The sequence below is a fragment of the Acinetobacter sp. GXMZU3951 genome (assembly GCF_054457875.1).
Genome location: NZ_JBTLFO010000005.1, coordinates 224,064 through 242,996, shown reverse-complemented (window position 1 = coordinate 242,996; position 18,933 = coordinate 224,064). Strand labels below are relative to the sequence as shown.

Sequence of the window (18,933 nt, the reverse complement as noted above, 5' to 3'; positions counted from 1 at the left end):
GGCAGTGCCGATTCAAGCCTTGATGCAACGTAACCCGACTGTCGATTGGTCACAGGTCGATGACGTGATCTATGGCTGTGCCAACCAAGCCGGTGAAGATAACCGTAATGTGGGTCGTATGTCAGCTCTATTGGCAGGCTTACCGGTGGAAGTGCCAGCCACCACCATCAACCGTTTATGTGGTTCATCTCTGGATGCGATTGCCATTGCGGCACGTGCCATTAAAGCCGAAGAAGCCCATCTGATTATTGCCGGTGGTGTGGAAAGCATGTCGCGAGCGCCCTTTGTGATGGGCAAGTCGGAAAGCGCTTATGGGCGTAGCCAGAAGATTGAAGACACCACCATGGGCTGGCGTTTTATCAATCCAAAGCTCAAAGCCATGTATGGCGTAGAGACCATGCCACAGACTGCAGAGAACGTGGCGCAACAATTTAAGATTGATCGTGCAGATCAAGACCAGTTTGCCTTGACGAGTCAACAGCGCACAGCAACCGCGCAAGCTCAAGGCTTTTTTAAACACGAGATCATTCCGGTGAGTATTGCTCAACGTAAGGGTGATCCAATTGTGGTGGACACGGATGAACATCCGCGTGCATCGACCACACTCGAAGGTTTGGCCAAACTGAAGCCAGTCGTCACAGCAGAGGGCACCGTCACAGCGGGAAACGCGTCAGGCATAAACGACGGTGCGGCTGCTGTACTGATTGCTTCAGAAGCAGCAGTTGAGCAATACCAGCTTAAACCCCGTGCCAAGATTATTGCCTCTACGGCTGTGGGGGTTGAGCCACGCATTATGGGCTTTGCGCCGGCACCTGCGATCAAGAAATTGCTGAAACAAGCCAATCTGACTTTAGAGCAGATGGATGTGATTGAACTGAATGAAGCCTTTGCCGCACAGGCATTGGCGGTGACCCGTGATTTGGGTTTGGCCGATGATACCACGCAAGTGAATCCAAATGGTGGTGCCATTGCGATTGGTCATCCACTCGGTGCATCAGGTGCACGTTTAGTCACTACAGCTTTAAACCAATTGGAACAAACCGGTGGAACCTATGCGCTGTGTTCAATGTGTATTGGCGTGGGTCAAGGCATTGCGCTGATTATTCAGCGGGTTGCTGACTGATTTGAATCGCGAATTTAGAGAACTTAGCTCAAAAAAATGAATGAAGGAATCACAATATGCCGATTTTAACCACGCCCGAAGTACAACTGCATTATCAAACCTTTGGCGATGCCAGTCATCCTGCACTGGTGTTTTCTAATTCCTTAGGCACCAATTATGGCATGTGGCAGCAGCAGTTTAATGCCCTGAAAGAGCAGTTCTTTGTAATTTGTTATGACACCCGTGGTCATGGTGCATCCTCAACTCCGCAAGGGCCTTATAGCCTGCAACAATTGGGGGAAGATGTGATTCAGCTGCTGGATCATCTCAATATTCAGCAAGCGGCTTTCTGTGGCATTTCAATGGGCGGCTTAACCGGTCAGTGGTTGGCGATTCATTATCCTGAACGGTTTAGCCATGTGATTGTCTGTAATACTGCCGCCAAAATTGGTCAGGAACAGGCTTGGCTGGATCGTGCAACACTGGTCAAAACTCAAGGTTTACAACCGATCGCGGACAGTGCAGCCTCGCGATGGTTTACAGCTCCCTTTATCCAAAGTCATACTGCGGTGGTATCCAATCTTCAAAACGACTTGGCAGCTGGCAGTGCCGAAGGTTATGCAAACTGCTGTGCGGCTTTGGCTAAAGCGGATGTTCGGGAGCAGTTAAAAGACATTCAAGTGCCCATGTTGATTATTGCGGGTCAGCAAGACCCTGTAACCACGGTGGCTGATGCGCAGTTTATGCAGGCACAGATTCCGCAGAGTCAGCTGGTCGAGATTGATGCTTCGCATATTTCTAATGTGGAACAGCCGAGTGTGTTTAATCAGCATATCCTGCATTTCTTGCAGATGAATGCAGAATAATTCCAAAAGATAAGCACAATCCAAGTGATCATTAAATTGACCCGATCACTTGGATTTGCTATAAATTTGTACGGATCTTAAGGAATAAGATCTAGATAAAAAAACAAGTTCGTAGAATGGAGTCTTCAAGCATAGGCTTATCATCAAACACTGAAAATAAGGACGTTGATTCTTTCACTGAATATTTGTTGAAAGCCGTATTTTTTGGCAATTCTGGTCTATATCTTGCATTTATCTTTATATATTTTGCGCACAACCGAATCTAAGTGCAGTATTGACACCATTTCGAAATTATTCCGAGCAGAATTTTTAAAGGTGCAATACCAGCAGGAGTTAGCCAAAGGAATAGCGATATGTATCAAGCCAACTCTTCTGAATTAAATGGGCGACATTTTCAAAAAGAATCTATCTTTTCTCCTCATAATTTACTGTTTAGCCATCAAGATATCGATGAAACCTGTAAAAATGTGGGACAAATCTTTAAGCCGCATATCTTGAAAATATCCACTCCACAGAAAAATTTTAGTGCAGCCATGCACCATGTTAGAACAGGTGCTCTATCTATTAGCCGTCTAGTGTATGGCGCAGATGTGATTATAGAACCCGATCATTTAGACAAGTTTTATTTAATTCAAATTCCAACCCATGGCTATGCTGAAATTGAATTTGGACGTCAAAAATTTATGTCCTATTCGCAAGTTGCATCAATCATCTCACCGCAACAATCTTTACGGATGCGTTGGCATGCCAACTCGCCGCAACTGATTTTAAAAATTTCTAAAGAAGATTTTCTGCATCACTGCCGCCAGCATATTCCTGACAGTAATAGCACCTCACTCATTTTCGATCCAAAACTCGATTTTGCTACACAAAATGGCAGCTATTTTTTGCAATTACTCCGTACTTTAATGGATGCTCTGGCCTGTGATAAACACCCACTCCATCACCCATTGGCGTTTAAACAGTTTGAATCGAATCTCTTAAATGCGCTGATTTATGGGCAACCCAATAATGCGCTCAATAAGATTGATTCCCATAAGGATAAAACCATTTCCCCACACTTTATTAAACGGACTGAAGCCTATATTCAACAACATTTACATGAACCCTTAACCGTTGAAACGCTGGCGGAACAAGCGGGCGTAAGTGTGCGTACCTTATTTACGGGCTTTAAAAACTATTTGGGTACAACCCCAATGGCTTATCTCAGAGAATTACGTTTTGAACAGGCTCATTTAGAACTCGTACAAAATGAACATTTAACCGTTACGGACGTGGCATTTAAATGGGGATTTACCCATTTAGGTCGATTTTCTCAAGAATATAAACGACGTTTTGGCACTTTGCCGTCATCTACCCGTCGTTGCAGTTAATAGAATTAAAAATATAGAGGTTGCCCTTTATCCTTCAGAGAATAAAGGGCAATTTTTGACTTAGAAATGATGAATATATCGAACTTGCATCCGCGTTCCCTCAGGACGGTTTTCTGCATCTTGTTCAAAATAAGCATTGGCAACGACATGATTATTGGGTGAAAAACTATACATAGCACCCGGACCAATAGCCCAGACTTTTTCTTTACGTCCTTTCAATTTATCACCATCTACTTCAGTATCGGTGATCTGCTTTAACCAATAACCATTGAGTCCTAAGCGTAATTGAGGCGTAAACGCATACTCTGTGGCAAAATTGGCATGTAATGCTTGACCCGCTTGAATCTCATCTGCATTCGCAAAAGCATAGCTTGGATCATCATTTTTAAAATTATATAGATAATGAATGCGTGTTGAAGCCGTCCATTTTGGATTAAACCAATAGGTTGCCGCCCAATACGGATCTAAGGAAACTGCATGATTACTTGGATTAATATCTTTTTGAGAACTGTAATCGCCTGTTGGCAGGTTTACTTGAAACTCAATCCGATGTACAAATTTTGGACCTGACGCTCCCATAATCGGATCAAACTGGACAAAAGGACCAATCATGAGGTCACCAAAACCAGCTTGAGACTTGATTGCCATATTGTTTAATCCATCATCCATATCCATTTTACTAACAAATGGAATCAGAAAGTTAATGCCTAAACTGGCATGTTCACCCCACCGTAAATTGGACAAATAACTGACTTGTTCCACAATCACCTGATAGTTCAGGTCTGTTTTCGGCAAACCTAATTTTTTCCCCTGTGCATCCACCAACTCATCACTTTCATAATTTTGGAAATAAGTTTGCGCATACCAGCCCGGACCAGCTGGCAAGCCCCCATCTAAAAAACTGGTCATGCCTAAATTGACTGTGGGTAAATCATAGGCATGGGCCATTAAAGAGAGGCATCCCATACTACTTAGTAAAACCGTTCTTTTTATTACACAGTACTTCATTATTCGTTCCTAAATAAAAAGTCACGATGCAACCATCGTGACTCAAGCTTTAATTGCTTAGCTCTGGATGAGCAGCAGCGACTCGGTATTTGCCCGCATGGAAAACTAATGGCTCTCCTTGGCGTTGTTGATATTGCTCGATCTGACCAATAAAAATCAGATGATCTCCCCCTTCATATTGGGTCACATTTCGACAGACTAAGGTGGCCAAAACATCTTCAAGAATCGGAACCCCAACATCGCTATCACGATGGGCAATACCTGCAAATTTATCCACCGAGGCTTTAGCAAAATGCCCTGAAAGTAGGTGGTGCTCCTGAGCCAACATATGAATGGCAAAGTGTTCAGCTTCTACAAAGTCTGAAAGACTTGGGGCAGTCTTAGATAAGCTCCATAAAATTAACGGAGGGTCTAGTGACAAGGAAGAAAAGGAATTGGCTGTCATGCCCACTTTTCGTCCCTGCTTACTGCGGGTCGTAATGACTGTAACCCCTGTTGCAAACTGCCCAAGTAAATTCCGTATTTCTCTTGGGTTTTCTACGTTTACTGGCTGTAGTGCCATCTCTTCAATGTGATCAATCATGAGTAAGATCCTTTTTACAAAACGTGATTACGCAACTTTTTGAGCCGTTTTCATGGCCAGAAAATGCTGAGCCTGTTCAGCGTCAAACCACCACGGCGCAAAGTCACGTGGGTCATCAAAATTATTCGCCATGACAGAAGCAATCGCTTGGTTTTGACTGGCTACTGCCAGCAACTCCACGACATGCGGCTCGGGTGGCATTAACAAGCTGTTGGTCCACGCCACTACTTTTTCAGCATATGCCCAATAGCGCTCGAAGGTTTGTTGCATCCACGCTTCACTGAAAGCTTGATCATCGTTGGCTAAAATCGCATCAAAATAAATCTTGCTGCATTTGGCAGCATTATTGGAGCCTTGACCAGTAATCGGATCATTCACGACTAAGGCATCGGCCATGCCAAAGATTTTTTTGCCTGAAGGCAAAGTCAACACCGGTTGACGTACAGTCGGTGGGAAACGCCCTGCCAAATAGCCGCCAGCATCGGTGAGTTCAACATTGCTGCAACGCTCAAATTCCCATGGCACATATTTTTTAAGCAGTTCTAGACTACGCTGTAAATGCTGTTCAGGCGTTTGTACATCTTGCCAACAGTCCATTGGACCACCGGGAATCCCTTCAAAGACCATAATGTCGCAAGGCCCATTAATGGTCAGTGCAGGAAAACAGAAGTATTCTCCCACTTCAGGAATAATATTGAAGCTAACCCGTGAATACGGTGAGATGGGTTGCATGCCTTTTACATAGGTTAATGCCAGTGCGCGTTGCGGTTTATCAAATACGCTTCTTGCCTCATCCCGTTCAAATTGTTTAACCACTTCCCCCTTACCTGCGGCCAAAAGCACCAGTTCATATTCATTGGCCAGTTGCTCCAGTTCTTCAATGCCAACATCCTGAATAATTAATTGACCGCCACGCTTTTCAAACTCCTGCATCCAAAATGGCATTTTCACGCGCTGATCAACCGATTGTGCATAGCGTTCCAGACGCGCACTCCACTCAAATGCCTTGCCACCCTGCTCGGGGTTAACCAGAGCCAAACTGATGCCCTCTACGGCAGGACATTGCTCTTCCCAAAAATTTAAGCCCAAATCTCGTTCAGTCTGCAAAGCTGTATGAAACATACATTGACTCGACATGACTTTGCCCTGACGAATTTCCTCGGCAGTACGGTTGGTAATTAAAGTCACGTCATAACCTGTATCTAACAGACCTAATCCCAGTTGCAGACCTGATTGTCCTGCTCCAACAATTGCAATACGGCGCATGTGTTTCTCCCAATTTTTACATTTTTTCAATAATTTATAGCTGTTTTAGCTAGCTAAGCGTGGTATGGCGGGTTGAGCGCCTTCTGGCCCCATCACCGAATAGCCGCCATCCACGGCATAATCAGCCCCAGTCACAAAGCTGGCTGCTGGTGACAATAAAAACTGCACCACATTGGCAATTTCTTCTGGATGTCCCAAACGCCCCAATAAGTGATAGTCCGCCGCAACGCCATCTGCCTTTTCACGGTTGTTACCACTCACTTCGGCAATGACTCGTGACCATGTCCAACCAGGGGAAATCGAATTCACCCGTATACCGTCTGTGGCAAAGTCCATGGCCATACTTTGGGTTAATTGACGAATTGCAGCTTTAGAAACCGGATATAACCAACGCCCTGTTTGGGCATACTTGGCGGAAATGGAAGTAAAATTTACGATTGAGCCGCGCTGCTTTTTTAAATCTGGATAGAAAGCACGGGTTAACTCCACCACAGACAATACATTGATATCTAATGCTTTTAACCAATCCTGACGCGAGGACTGAAAACCATCATCCAAATACGTACAGGCCAAATTCACTAAACAGCTCACCTCACCTAAATGCTGATGAATGTTTTTCACTGCCTGCTGAATGGCAAGATCACTGGTTAAATCCACCTGAATAAACATCACATCATAAGGAAAACTTTCCGCAACCTTTTTGCCTTGGGCATCAATATCAAGTATCGCAACCCGTGCTCCCGCATTCACCAGCGCCTGTACCACCGCTTTACCGATTAAGGTTGCACCACCACTGACAACTGCGACTTTGCCCTTTAAGTCCGTATTCATAGCTCATGCTCCTTCACGAATGGGTTTGCCTTCACTGCTCGACCATGACGGCATGAGCGTATTCGAGGGCAAATCCTCATCGAGGAGCTTTTTGGCAGTTTCAACGCCAGCCACAGGTAAACCCTCTGGATTGAGTAAACCTATTTGCACCAGCACCGATGCCTGATCCCAATAAATATGTTCATGACAAAGCTTGTCACCTCTAAACTGTATAACGCCCAACATTGGAATTTCTACGTACTTGCCTGTCGGTTTCACCCCAGGGAGTAACCAGTCAATTTCCGTATCATGGGTAAAACTCATAATGAACTCATCGACCACTTGGGTTGAACCTACCGTGCGTGAAATAGAGGTAATCTTCATATCTTCAGGGTTTTGATGCACAAAATGGTAACGATAGAAGCGTGCTAGCTGGCTTTGACCAACCCCGCCCGTTAAAGTCGGAATGTGGTTGACATAAGGCTCTGCAACCATCGTGGCCATTGTTGCGGGAACATCTCGAGTATCAAACTCATGTCGAATATGCTCTTCCCAAAGTGTTACCAGATCAAAATGTGGCCCAATCGTTTCATGTAATGCGGTTACTGTCCGTTCATGTGCAAAACGCGCTGAGGGCTTGTGATAATGTTCACTTTTAGGTCGTGCAAAAGCATGGTCTACATCTTCATAAACATATGCTTGTACATTGGCATATTGAGCAGCGGCATTGACGATCGCTTGTCTTGCATCTGGCGGGGTGAACTGATCCAGTTCAGCAATATGAAGTACCAGCCGACCTTTTAAATTTTTCAGCTCATCTAAAACCTGCGCTAAACCCACCCCATAGTAACCCACCGCACAGGCAACCTCTGGCAAACGGCAGGCCGCCAAGTACGCCAGTTTGCCACCAAGGCAATATCCAACAACCCCCAAACCTGTTTCAGCATCACACTCGGGGCGTGTTCGTAGATAAGCCAAACTATCTTGAATGTCTTCAACCCCTAAATTTTCATCATACTGTTGATAAAGCGCATAGGCTTGAGCAAAGTCCTCTGCGCTATATCCCAGTTCAATATTCGCAGCATTGCGCCAGAATAAATCAGGGACTAACACGGTATAGCCTTCCTCAGCAAGGAAGTCCGCCTTTTCACGCATGGCGGCATTCACACCAAAAATTTCCTGACACAGCACAATGCCGGGACCTTTACCTGAAGATGGGACAACCAAGTAAGCGCTGAATTGTTTACCTGACTGTGTTTTTATCTGAATCGTTTTACCCGCCATAATTGTCAACTCCTGACTTTGTTATGGCTTTATCTTCTATTTAATTTTTTTTTATGACTGTCCAAAAGCTGCGGAGACTATCCAATCTATGCGTAATTGTCTCAAGCAATGACGCACTTACCGCTTTATTCATTATCCGCTGGATTCAATCTCGTCATGCGTTCGTTTGTTTAATGCCGCTTGGAAAAAATGGATGAAGTTCAGGAGATAGTGGATAGTCGAAAAACCCTAAAAAGAGTTCAATTAAAACAACAACACATGAAATGTCGATGCCTTGCTGTAGATATCCACATGGAACTCTTGAATCAAATATCCTTGGCAAAGCCGTGTGGTGATTGAAATGATATTGTAATGACAAGTCTGAGAACGCTTGGGTCATTCCACTCAATTTGTCACTATTTCTCATTTCAAAGAACACAGACATTTCGGTTAAATCAACAGCCTTCTCATTGAAGCTTATGGCTTAAGACCATAAAACTTCAACGCCAGATATGGATAACAACGTGTGACAGCAAGCTAAGCTGTCCAGCAAAAATAAACCGGTTCAAAGGAATAATGATGAGAACAATTGAAGTCAGTAATATTATCAACCGAGAGCGGCTCTCCCCACTTCAGTGGCTGGTGTTTACACTGGGTTTCTTGGTATTTTTTTGTGATGGTCTCGATACGGGAATTATCGGATTCATTGCCCCAGCCTTACTCGATGATTGGGGGATTAGCAAACCACAACTGGCACCCGTACTGAGTGCGGCCTTGGTCGGTATGTCCATTGGCGCAATTTTGTCAGGACCTCTGTCTGATAAATTTGGACGCAAAGGCATTATTGTAATTACCACATTGCTATTTTCGATCTTTACCATTCTTTGTGGATTCGCAGACTCTACCCAAGAATTGATGATTTACCGTTTTATTACAGGGATTGGCTTAGGTGCTGCCATGCCGAATATCAGTACCATGGTTTCTGAATATATGCCGCTAAAACGCAAAGCCTTTCTGACTGGATTGGCAGGCTGTGGTTTTATGCTCGGTATTTCTTGTGGTGGTGTGCTATCGGCCTATTTACTGGAAATGTTTGGCTGGGCAAAAGTCATCATTATTGGGGGGACTATTCCATTATTTCTGGTCATCACCCTCATTATTGCATTACCAGAGTCGACACAATCCCTGATTGCGCGTAATCAACAAGATAAAGCTCAAGCCATTTTAGAACGCATTCAAGGGCAAGCCTTTAATGAACCGGTCAAATTGGTCTTGGCTCAGACTGAAACCTCAAATGAAAACCCAGTAAAAATGGTGTTAGGCAAATACTTATTTAGTTCGAGCATGTTGTGGTTATGCTGCTTTACTAGTTTATTGGTCTTCTATCTTTTAACCAGCTGGATGCCAACTATTCTGAAAACTGCGGGTTTTAGTACGCAACAATTTAGCTTAATTGCCGCTATTTTCCCTTTTGGTGGTGTGATTGGCGCAACTGTGATGGGCTGGTATATGGATAAAGTGAATCCAACCACCGTCATTAAATATGCCTACTTTATCGCTTTCGGCTTATTTATTTTGGCAGGTTTTGTCAGCTCAAATATTCTATTGCTTGGAATAACCATTTTCCTAATTGGTGCATTACTCGCCGGCGCACAATCTTCTTTATTACCGCTTGCAACCCTGCTTTACCCTGCTATGTGTCGTGCCGTTGGTGTGTCATGGATGCATGGTATTGGCCGAATTGGCGCAATTCTGGGAGCATTCTTCGGATCATTAATCTTTACCTTCAACTTGAGTTTAGGCGGAATTTTCTTTGTCCTCGCTATTCCAACCCTCATTTCATTTATAGCACTTAGCCTAAAAGTGATTATTGAAAAAGCCAAAGAAAAGCAAAGTTATACATTAGAAGAATCTGTCTAGCCTTTCAGATTGATGTAAAAAAACCTGATTAAATCAACTTAATCAGGTTTTTTTAATGGGGACTATTGCCGATTTTTAAGTTTAGTTTCACTCGGCTTTTCTCCAAACTCCTCTTTATAATCTTGAGAAAAACGACTGAGATGGGTAAAGCCCCAGTCATAGGCAAGTTTAGAAATCGACAGTTTAGAATTCACATTGGCATGACTTAAAATTTTATAAATCTGCTGCAAACGATATTTTCTTAAATAAGCCATTGGACTGGTGCCATAATACTGTTGAAACTCGTCATAGAGTTTAGATTTGGAAACACCTGCCAAGCGTTGCAAATCCTCAGCGCAAATTTCTTCATGGGCATGTTCAATAATGAAGTTTTTGACTTTACGGATATACAGCGGCTCTTGTTGTTGTGCCTGTATTTTCAATGCAGCCGTATAATTATGCTCTTGCGACAGCAATAATGCCTTGATCACAAAGTTTTCATAGTCTTGAGACAACATTTGCAACCCGAAAAACCCATTATTTTGAGTATTGAACTGCAAAAAGTTCTGCACATTCTTCCACCACACTTCAATCATTTGCGTGGAGGCCAGATGCATTTCCGGATTGAAAATAATCGGCTGTTCTACTGGCTTATCCAATAAATCGGCCAAAACCATGTGCATACTTTTTTCAGGAATAACCACCTGCAATTTTTGACAGTGCCGGTCAATGATTAATTCCTGACTATCATTATTCGAAACAATCAAGCCTCGATTGGCATCAGAGACATAGTTTTCACCCCGTATCTTTAAGGCTTGGGTACCCTGTATCGGCAAACTAATGCTATAAGCTTTTAAATTCGAGATATTAATGGATACATTTGCACCATAACTGATCGTGCCGATGGCCATATTCCGATTCGGCAAACGCATACCATCATAATGAAAATCTAAAGTGTCACGCGCACTGGTGTCCAAACGGTGTTCACCGCAAATCATGGACATCAAATTCTGAGCATAATCCGCTTGCCGCGAATAATGATTCATATTCATCTGTTGGCTGAGTGATGTCATATCCTTTTTCACCTAGCTAAGACCTAATTGCTTAACAGCAACTTTTGTGCCAATCAAAATCCTTTGATGGCGTATTTTTTCAATGCCAGAAGCATCGAACTTTTTAAAAACATCCTTATTTTTAAGTTAAAAATAAGACTTTGTGAAATACCTCAAAAGTATAATTTTATAACTTTGTGCCAAATTCTCCCTATTCGACTTTATGATCCTTCATCATCATACACAGCAACTATTCAATTAAAAGCGCGTTTGATGTTTTTAGCAAGGCTGAGTCAAGCTGAATGATGCTGCCTTTTTAGGAAGTTCAACAACTCGATAACCTTTATACATATATAAAGTGAATACGGACACACAAACAAAAGTCGGATGTTGGTTTGCCCAAAACTGCAACTTAAGGGCGGACCAACATCGACGCGCACTCGGCTCAAAAGCATGACTGACAACTCATGCGTTCTGTGTGCTTTTTAGCTAATAGGACCGATTATTCAGCCCTAATAAGCAAATACGCTGCCTTTCTTTCGCAATCACAATATTTTAAAGATTAGATTTTCACCAACTGAAAATCAGGAAAGTCTCGATAAGATGCACCCGATTTGACATCAATCACTTCAACATAATCCTGTCCAAAAATAAGCTGATTGCGCTCTTTAACCCCCTGAAGTTGAATTTTCAGTTTTCCAGAATCTTCAAAGGCAAAATGTCCTTGATACTCTTCAGCTTTTTGCGTTTCGCTATTCGGGGTACGTCGCAATTGAAAGCTTTGATCTGACTTGAGATAAATTTCGACCGTTGTACCCTCACATCCATCACAAAATGCAGAACAGGTGATGCACGGGGTAATTCCTTTGTAATGACCGACCCACTTTTGCAGCTCAGGATCTATCACGTTCATGGTTTTTACATGCTCACTGTCTTTTTGTTCGGCTTTTTCAGATTGGCTACAGCCCAAACATAAACTGGCAAAGACAAAACTACATACTAAGGTTTTTTTCATAACGCAAATCTCTTTGAAAAGATGGGCATAGGCTGCATAAACGACAGCCCTTGCCTAGTCTTTTAGAATGTCCAGTTTAAGCTCAGAGTTGCCTTCAGTGGCTCGCCTGGTTGTACCCAGTTATTGGTATAACTGGACACGTAATAATCTTGGTCAAACAGATTTTCGATATTCAACTGGGCACGCACATCAGGATGGAGTTGCAGATAGCCACCCACATTCACGACAGTGAAATCAGGCAAACTTGTACCATTATCCATATAGTTTGCACTGCGCTTGCCGTAATAATTCAGATTGGCAATTAAACCAGAAGCATGTCCTGCCAGATTAAACTGGTAATCCGCAGTCAAATTTGCGGTATGTTTAGGAATGTTTTTCAGTCTTGCACCTTTTGCTTCAACTTCACTTTCCACGACGGAAGCATCGGTAAAGGTATAGTTGGCATTTAAGCGCAACTGTTCAGTCAATTGATGCTGTAACTCAAATTCCAGTCCATGACTTTGCACTCGCCCGCTGTCTACATAACTATCGCTAATACCTTCGGTTAACAAATGCTGTTTTTGCATATCAAAATATGTCAGACCTAACCAGCTTTTGGCTAAGAACTGATATTTAGCACCTACTTCCCAGCTTTCTGTTTTTTCAGGCTCATACAGCTCATTATCTTTGTTCAAGCCCGTATTCAGTTCAAACGCTTTGCCCCAGTTGCTATAAAATGACAACTTTTCAGTGGGTTGATAATTGATTCCCGCACGTGGGGTAAATGGACTAAAGGCCTGATTCGCACTTTTCCCTGTACGATGATCATCAATCTGTTGTTCTAAACGGTTGTAACGTCCACCCAATAAGATATTCCACTGATCATTCAAGAAAATGTGGTCTTGGAGATTAAAGCCCAACATCTCTTGCGTTTCTTTACTGTCTTTGGTGGTGCGGGTTAAATTTGATGTATGACCGTACGTTGGATCATAGATATTTATTGGAATATAAGCGTCTTCTACAGAACAACTCGTTGAATTAACCTGATTACAATTTCGTTGTTGAACTTGATCAATGGTGTATTGGCTTGCTTCAAAGTTCGCAACCACTTCATGCCTTATATTCCCTGCGTTTACTTTGCCTCGGAAAATGGACTGGAGTTGAGCTGTACTCGTTTCAAATTGGCGGTAACGACGGAAACGCTTTGCTGTAGTATTTTCGATTGGATTTAATATTCCCCATTCACTATCTTTCTTTGCATCTGGAAAGCAGCTTTTATCAGGATATACTCCACATAACTCAGTGGAAGTCCCCGCGCGCTCACCATGGTTATAAGTAATGGCTGTAGTATTGTTCCAATCATCATTAAATGCATGATTTAAGCGCAATTGATACATCTGATTTTTAATCGTGATATCGCCATCACTCGGCTCACCCAAAAAGGTCTTTTTATTCAGCGTCAATTGACCATTAAGCATCGGAATGCCTCGATCAAACACCCCGTTGGACTGTGCAAATTCCATATCTAAATTCAGTTGGGTTTGCTCTGAAATTTTCCATGCCAATTGTGGGGCAATGTAATAGTGTTGACTGTCTACGTGATCACGGAAGCTCTGATTATTTTCATAGGCCAAGCCTAGTCGATAAGCCAGCGCCTGATTCACTGCACCCGTATCATCTAGCGCAGCTCGGTATTCTTCTAAGGTGCTGCCACTCAGGCTGTAACTGCCTTTCGATTGCCATTCTGGTTGTTTGGTGGTGATATTCATGATGCCACCGATCGCCCCTTGTCCATACATGGCTGCCATCGGACCTTTTAAGAAATCAATCGCTTGTATATTCACCATATCTCGAGGTGTATGAATGCCACTCACAGAACTCAAGCCATTACGCATGTAAATCGTCCCCATGTTTGGGTCAGTACTAAAGCCACGGAATGAGTAATTATCCCAAAATCCGCCACCATAACTGTCTTGATACACCACCCCATTCACCAATGACAAAGCATCGCTAATGCGCTGTACATTATGATTTTGAATATCCGTCTCGGACACATGCGACTTGGTAAAAGGCACGTCCAATAAATCATGGTTAAACTGAGTGATGGCTTGTGATGAAGTATGACGTTCATCCTGCTTTTCTGCGGTTAAGGTAATGGTGGATAACTGTGTAATATCCGTGTCTTGCTCAGTTGCTTCAGCGGCAAACACCACATTAATTGAAAGTTGCGCCAGCAAAATACTCAACGAGAGCGGGTGAACAATAAATTTCGCCATGAAAAAAATAACCTAAAATTCTAATACTGAAATCCATGCAAACTCCACAAGGTGCGCAAGTGATGCTGGTTTCATTGAATAATTGAATGGTTTGAATTTCCCTCAAGCTTCAGGCAGCGCTATATTTCTTTCATCGCCAAACTTGTGCCACGGAAGCAATAGATGAAATCCTGCAGGATGAGGTTTGCCTGTTGCAACAGCACTCAAAGCATAAGATGTGAAATACCTATGCCATTACGCAGTCATACAGACAATGATTCAAACCAGACTCAACACAGACCATTGGAAGATTCCAATATCTGTGCATGCTTTATGTAGAAAATTTAGGCCAATACAGGTGGGGCACGTCCCTGAGGACTTAGAAATAACCGCTGTAAAACAAAGAAAACATGGCGAAAGGCTTGTTGAAATGCCAATAAGCGAACATTTAAGCGTTTAACCACTTCTTTAATTTCTATATTTAAATGCGGCAGCAAATGTCCATACACGGTACAGAAAATACAGTGATGATCCAGTTGGTGTTGGTGCTTAGACGTGGAATGCTGCATTTGCAACAGATCATGAGACTGCGAAGTGTCCGCAGTTGAATGATGCAGCGATTGATGAGTGGATGATTTTACTTGTAGCGTTAATTCGGCAATAGTGACGCATACCGGAGAAATCTGAAATTCCTCAGGTAAGAGTGGCTGTAAAAATACAGCTACTTGTAAAAACATCGCCATTAAAGCGAGAACCAAAGCTGTTCTCAACCCGCTATACATCCATCAATTGTGCGAGGCGGAAACTAACATAATACATCCGCGTGAATCAATTGGTTTAACCTTGCGCTTGGTTGAGTTTGCCTGAGGAAAAATTCACCATCCAGTCAAAATTTCAGTGATTTACATATGATTTAACAAGATTTATGTCTACCATTTCACAAAACATTTGCTATAGTGTTGTGCTAATGATTTCCAAAAGAGATCACATTAGGTGCTTATGTGTTTCGGAAGACTGTTTGGTTTCTTTGCAGTCTTATTACAGATAGCGGTGTTTTTACAGCCACTTTTGCCAGAGAAGTTCCAAATTTCTCCTGTCTGTGAAACTATTGCCCAAGCACTTAAAATAGGTGATTTTTCCACCAAAACTTTACCCAATTTGCAGCAGTCCCATCAACATCACAACATGATGAACATGACGGATCATGCGCAACATTTGGGGCATACTCTAGCAAGCAACGATCAAGCCAGTCCAACAACGCACTCACATCATGACGCTAATCATCAGTGTCAGTACTGCGTGGTCTATAGCCATGTCTTGCCGTTACCCGAGACCGATTTCAAGCTGATTTTACTGCGAATACAGATTCGTTTTCTGGCATTCCGTGAAAACTTCTTGCATGTGTTCTTTGAACTACAGCAGCTCTTTCTCATTCCTCAAGGTCGAGCACCACCACTGTCTTTTGCAATCTAAGTCACGCAGCAGTTTTGCTGTGCTTTTCATTTTATTGCATCGAAGAGACAGATCTTATGTTTATATCTTTTTTTGATACTCCAATGTGGGTAGAGCCCAATTCATCTCGATATTTCCTAATTTTGTACCCAGCATTGCGTGGGGTGACAGCATGAATTTAGGTTTAACTGCACTAGAACTGGCACGTATTCAGTTTGCCTTTACCGTTTCCTTTCATATTATTTTTCCAGCAATTTCCATTGGGCTTGCTAGCTTTTTGGCTGTACTTGAATGGCGCTGGTTAAGAACCAACAATCCAATTTATCAGGACTTGTTTAAATTCTGGGTGAAAATTTTTGCGGTCGCTTTTGGCATGGGCGTGGTCTCGGGCGTGGTGATGAGCTATCAGTTTGGCACCAACTGGAGTGAATTTTCACGTTTTGCTGGCGGTGTCACTGGGCCATTATTGGCTTATGAAGTATTAAGTGCCTTTTTCCTAGAAGCCGGTTTCTTGGGCATTATGCTCTTCGGCTGGGGGCGCGTGGGTAAAAAAGCCCACTTCTTTGCCACCTTAATGGTCGCAGTCGGGACCTGTATTTCCATGTTCTGGATTTTATCTTCAAACAGTTGGATGCAAACCCCGCAAGGCTTTAGCATCGAAAACGGCGTGATTGTGCCGCAAGACTGGTTTGCAATTGTCTTTAACCCCTCTTTTCATTACCGTTTAGCACATATGGCGATTGCGGCCTTTATGGTTGCGGCCTTACTGGTGGCAGCAACAGCGGCATGGCATCTCCTCAAGGGACGTCGTGATGAACTGGTCAAAAAATCTTTCTCAATGGCGCTTTGGCTGATTCTGATTCTTGCACCACTGCAAGTATTGATTGGAGATGCCCACGGCTTAAATACCTTAAAGCATCAGCCTGCCAAACTTGCCGCGATGGAAGGTCATTGGGAAACCAATCATGATGAAGGCATGCCGCTTTATTTATTTGGTCTTCCTGATATGCAAGAAGAACGTACCAAATATGCCCTTGCTATTCCCAATCTCGGTAGCCTCATTCTGACACACTCTAAAGATGGCACCGTACAGGGGTTAAAAGATTTTGCCCCTGAAGATCGCCCTAATTCCACTGTGGTGTTCTGGAGCTTCCGCATTATGGTTGGCTTAGGCATGTTGATGTTGCTTTTGGCATTGGCAGGACTCTGGCTCAGAAAAGGCAATCAACTTTATGAAAATAAATGGCTGCAACGTTTCGCATTGTTCATGGGGCCCTCAGGATTTATCGCTTTACTGGCGGGTTGGTTCACCACAGAGGTTGGACGCCAACCTTGGGTAATCTACGGGGTGATGCGTACCAAAGACGCGCTTTCTCCTGTTTCTGCGGAACAAGTCGGACTTACATTAATTATTTTTGTTGTCGTGTACTGCATCGTATTTGGGATCGGCATTTATTACATGCTGAAACTCATGCATAAAGGACCTGAGTTTATTCATAGTACTGCTGAAGAAGTTGGTGGTGTAGGTCATTTCAAAACACCCATGCGCCCATTAAGTGCCGCAGATGACTTTATTGACGATCAAAATCAGGGAGCATCATCATGATCGATTTATCTTTAATTTGGATTGTCATTATTGCCATTGGCGTCTTTATTTATGTGGTCCTAGATGGCTTCGATTTAGGGATTGGGATTCTGTTTCCTTTTATAAAAAGCCAACAAGAACGCGATGTAATGATGAATACCGTCGCCCCAGTCTGGGATGGCAATGAAACGTGGATGGTGCTGGGTGGTGCTGGTTTATTTGCAGCATTTCCGATGGTTTATTCGGCGGTACTTTCAGCGCTTTATCTACCGATTATTCTCATGGTCATTGCCTTGATTTTCCGTGGGGTTGCTTTCGAATTTCGCTTTAAAGCCAATCGCACCAAGTATTTATGGGACAAAGCTTTTATTAGTGGCTCTTTCTGTTCTAGCTTTTTACAAGGGGTCATTTTAGGTGCTTATATTCAAGGCATTCATATTGTGGATGGTCGTTATGCCGGCGGTGGCCTCGACTGGCTGACTCCCTTTTCATTGTTTACCGGCTTAGGCGTTGTGATTGTTTATGCTGCACTCGGTTGTGGCTGGCTGATTTTAAAAACCGACCAGCATCTACAACAACAGATGTATAAACTGATGCCGAAATTGATGCTGGCATTGTTCATCATTTTTGTGGTGGTGAGTATTTATACCCCTATGGCGCATCCCCGCATTGCCGAGCGTTGGTTTACTCAACCGCAATTGCTCTATTTTAGCCCTGTGCCAATACTGGTGGTGGTGTTTAGCTATCTCACTATTCAGGCCTGTCGTAAGCAGCAGGAATCGACACCCTTTTTATATACGCTGGCTTTGGTGTTCTTGGCCTATACGGGTTTTTTAATCAGCATTTTCCCTTACGTCATTCCACCATCCATCACCATTTGGGATGCCGCTGCACCCGCCAATAGTCAATTATTTGCCCTTATCGGGGCTTTAATCTTAATCCCGATCATTATTATGTACACCATTTTGTCCTACTGGGTGTTCCGTGACAAAGTCCGTGTCGGTGATGAAGGCTACCATTAAGGAGTGACTTATGAAATTATCTCAATTTCAGTGGTTTATTGTGCTTTGGTTGGCAGGGTTTCTGGGGCTGTTGGTGATTGCCCTACTGTTTAGACTATTGCTACAACTGGCCTATTGAATCGGGAGCATGACATGCATTTATCAGCACAAGCTCAGGCATTTCATGAGCGTTATGTCTCGAAGCAAGCCTTTAACTGGTCAGAAAGCATTATCCGAACCAGACATAAAATGAAGATTTCACAGCTCGAACTTGCCACAAAACTTGGCATTTCGGTCAGGACTTTAGAAAGTTGGGAGCGTGGTGTCCGCCAACCTTCGAGTTCTGCTCAGGCACTCATTCGCCTCTTTCTCAAATCCCCACAATTTGTGCTAGAAAATTTGGCATAAATGACAGGAGTACCAT

General features: G+C 43.2%; 17 protein-coding genes. 8 read left to right on the top strand and 9 right to left on the bottom strand.

The features are described 5' to 3' along the window. The 3 genes from pcaF to ACX17N_RS10240 all read left to right on the top strand — a co-directional run. On the top strand, positions 1-1,123 hold a 1,123-nt coding region (gene pcaF / locus ACX17N_RS10250; protein WP_458892466.1), incomplete at its 5' end, for a 3-oxoadipyl-CoA thiolase. Between the two features lie 56 nt (positions 1,124-1,179). After that, positions 1,180-1,968, top strand: a complete 789-nt coding sequence (gene pcaD / locus ACX17N_RS10245) for a 3-oxoadipate enol-lactonase (protein WP_458892465.1) — start codon at positions 1,180-1,182, stop codon at positions 1,966-1,968. Between the two features lie 353 nt (positions 1,969-2,321). Then, complete coding sequence (locus ACX17N_RS10240; protein ID WP_458892464.1) at positions 2,322-3,341, top strand: cupin domain-containing protein; 1,020 nt, start codon at positions 2,322-2,324, stop codon at positions 3,339-3,341. Between the two features lie 60 nt (positions 3,342-3,401). On the opposite strand, the gene ACX17N_RS10235 is transcribed toward ACX17N_RS10240, so the two are convergent. Genes ACX17N_RS10235 through ACX17N_RS10215 form a run of 5 tightly spaced genes read right to left on the bottom strand, consistent with a single transcriptional unit; the run spans position 3,402 to position 8,292 of the window. Continuing rightward, entirely contained in the window at positions 3,402-4,349 is a 948-nt protein-coding gene (locus ACX17N_RS10235) for a SphA family protein (RefSeq protein WP_458892463.1), read from the bottom strand. Between the two features lie 49 nt (positions 4,350-4,398). Beyond that, entirely contained in the window at positions 4,399-4,929 is a 531-nt protein-coding gene (locus tag ACX17N_RS10230; protein WP_458892480.1) for a flavin reductase family protein, read from the bottom strand. 30 nt (positions 4,930-4,959) lie between these two features. Beyond that, positions 4,960-6,198, bottom strand: coding sequence for a styrene monooxygenase/indole monooxygenase family protein (locus ACX17N_RS10225; protein ID WP_458892462.1), 1,239 nt, complete (start codon positions 6,196-6,198; stop codon positions 4,960-4,962). Positions 6,199-6,243: 45 nt separating this feature from the next. After that, positions 6,244-7,029, bottom strand: a complete 786-nt coding sequence (locus ACX17N_RS10220) for an SDR family oxidoreductase (RefSeq protein WP_458892461.1) — start codon at positions 7,027-7,029, stop codon at positions 6,244-6,246. 3 nt (positions 7,030-7,032) lie between these two features. Next, entirely contained in the window at positions 7,033-8,292 is a 1,260-nt protein-coding gene (locus ACX17N_RS10215) for a dienelactone hydrolase family protein (protein WP_458892460.1), read from the bottom strand. 558 nt (positions 8,293-8,850) lie between these two features. Between ACX17N_RS10215 and ACX17N_RS10210 the strand changes: the two genes are divergently transcribed. Next, positions 8,851-10,191 carry an MFS transporter gene (locus ACX17N_RS10210; RefSeq protein ID WP_458892459.1) on the top strand — a complete coding sequence of 447 codons (1,341 nt, stop codon included), beginning with the start codon at positions 8,851-8,853 and terminating at the stop codon, positions 10,189-10,191. Positions 10,192-10,253: 62 nt separating this feature from the next. Here ACX17N_RS10210 and ACX17N_RS10205 read toward each other — a convergent pair whose 3' ends face one another. The 4 genes from ACX17N_RS10205 to ACX17N_RS10190 form a co-directional block, all read right to left on the bottom strand. Further along, positions 10,254-11,243 carry an AraC family transcriptional regulator gene (locus tag ACX17N_RS10205; RefSeq protein WP_458892458.1) on the bottom strand — a complete coding sequence of 330 codons (990 nt, stop codon included), beginning with the start codon at positions 11,241-11,243 and terminating at the stop codon, positions 10,254-10,256. Positions 11,244-11,784: 541 nt separating this feature from the next. Further along, on the bottom strand, positions 11,785-12,237 hold the full coding sequence (locus tag ACX17N_RS10200) for a copper resistance protein NlpE N-terminal domain-containing protein (RefSeq protein ID WP_458892457.1): 453 nt from the start codon (positions 12,235-12,237) through the stop codon (positions 11,785-11,787). A 62-nt stretch (positions 12,238-12,299) separates the two neighbouring features. Then, complete coding sequence (locus ACX17N_RS10195) at positions 12,300-14,492, bottom strand: TonB-dependent siderophore receptor (protein WP_458892456.1); 2,193 nt, start codon at positions 14,490-14,492, stop codon at positions 12,300-12,302. A gap of 323 nt (positions 14,493-14,815) precedes the next feature. Continuing rightward, on the bottom strand, positions 14,816-15,214 hold the full coding sequence (locus tag ACX17N_RS10190) for a DUF2946 family protein (RefSeq protein WP_458892455.1): 399 nt from the start codon (positions 15,212-15,214) through the stop codon (positions 14,816-14,818). Between the two features lie 256 nt (positions 15,215-15,470). Here ACX17N_RS10190 and ACX17N_RS10185 point away from each other — a divergent pair, with 256 nt between their 5' ends. The 4 genes from ACX17N_RS10185 to ACX17N_RS10170 all read left to right on the top strand — a co-directional run bounded on the left by ACX17N_RS10185 (position 15,471) and on the right by ACX17N_RS10170 (position 18,917). After that, complete coding sequence (locus ACX17N_RS10185) at positions 15,471-15,944, top strand: DUF2946 domain-containing protein (protein ID WP_458892454.1); 474 nt, start codon at positions 15,471-15,473, stop codon at positions 15,942-15,944. 151 nt (positions 15,945-16,095) lie between these two features. Further along, entirely contained in the window at positions 16,096-17,529 is a 1,434-nt protein-coding gene (locus ACX17N_RS10180) for a cytochrome ubiquinol oxidase subunit I (protein WP_458892453.1), read from the top strand. After that, positions 17,526-18,530 (top strand): cytochrome d ubiquinol oxidase subunit II, encoded by a 1,005-nt coding sequence (gene cydB / locus ACX17N_RS10175; RefSeq protein ID WP_458892452.1) that lies wholly within the window; start codon positions 17,526-17,528, stop codon positions 18,528-18,530. Before ACX17N_RS10180 ends, cydB begins: the two co-directional genes overlap by 4 nt. Before the next feature lie 132 nt (positions 18,531-18,662). Next, positions 18,663-18,917, top strand: coding sequence for a helix-turn-helix domain-containing protein (locus ACX17N_RS10170; protein ID WP_458892451.1), 255 nt, complete (start codon positions 18,663-18,665; stop codon positions 18,915-18,917). Positions 18,918-18,933: the final 16 nt, after the last annotated feature.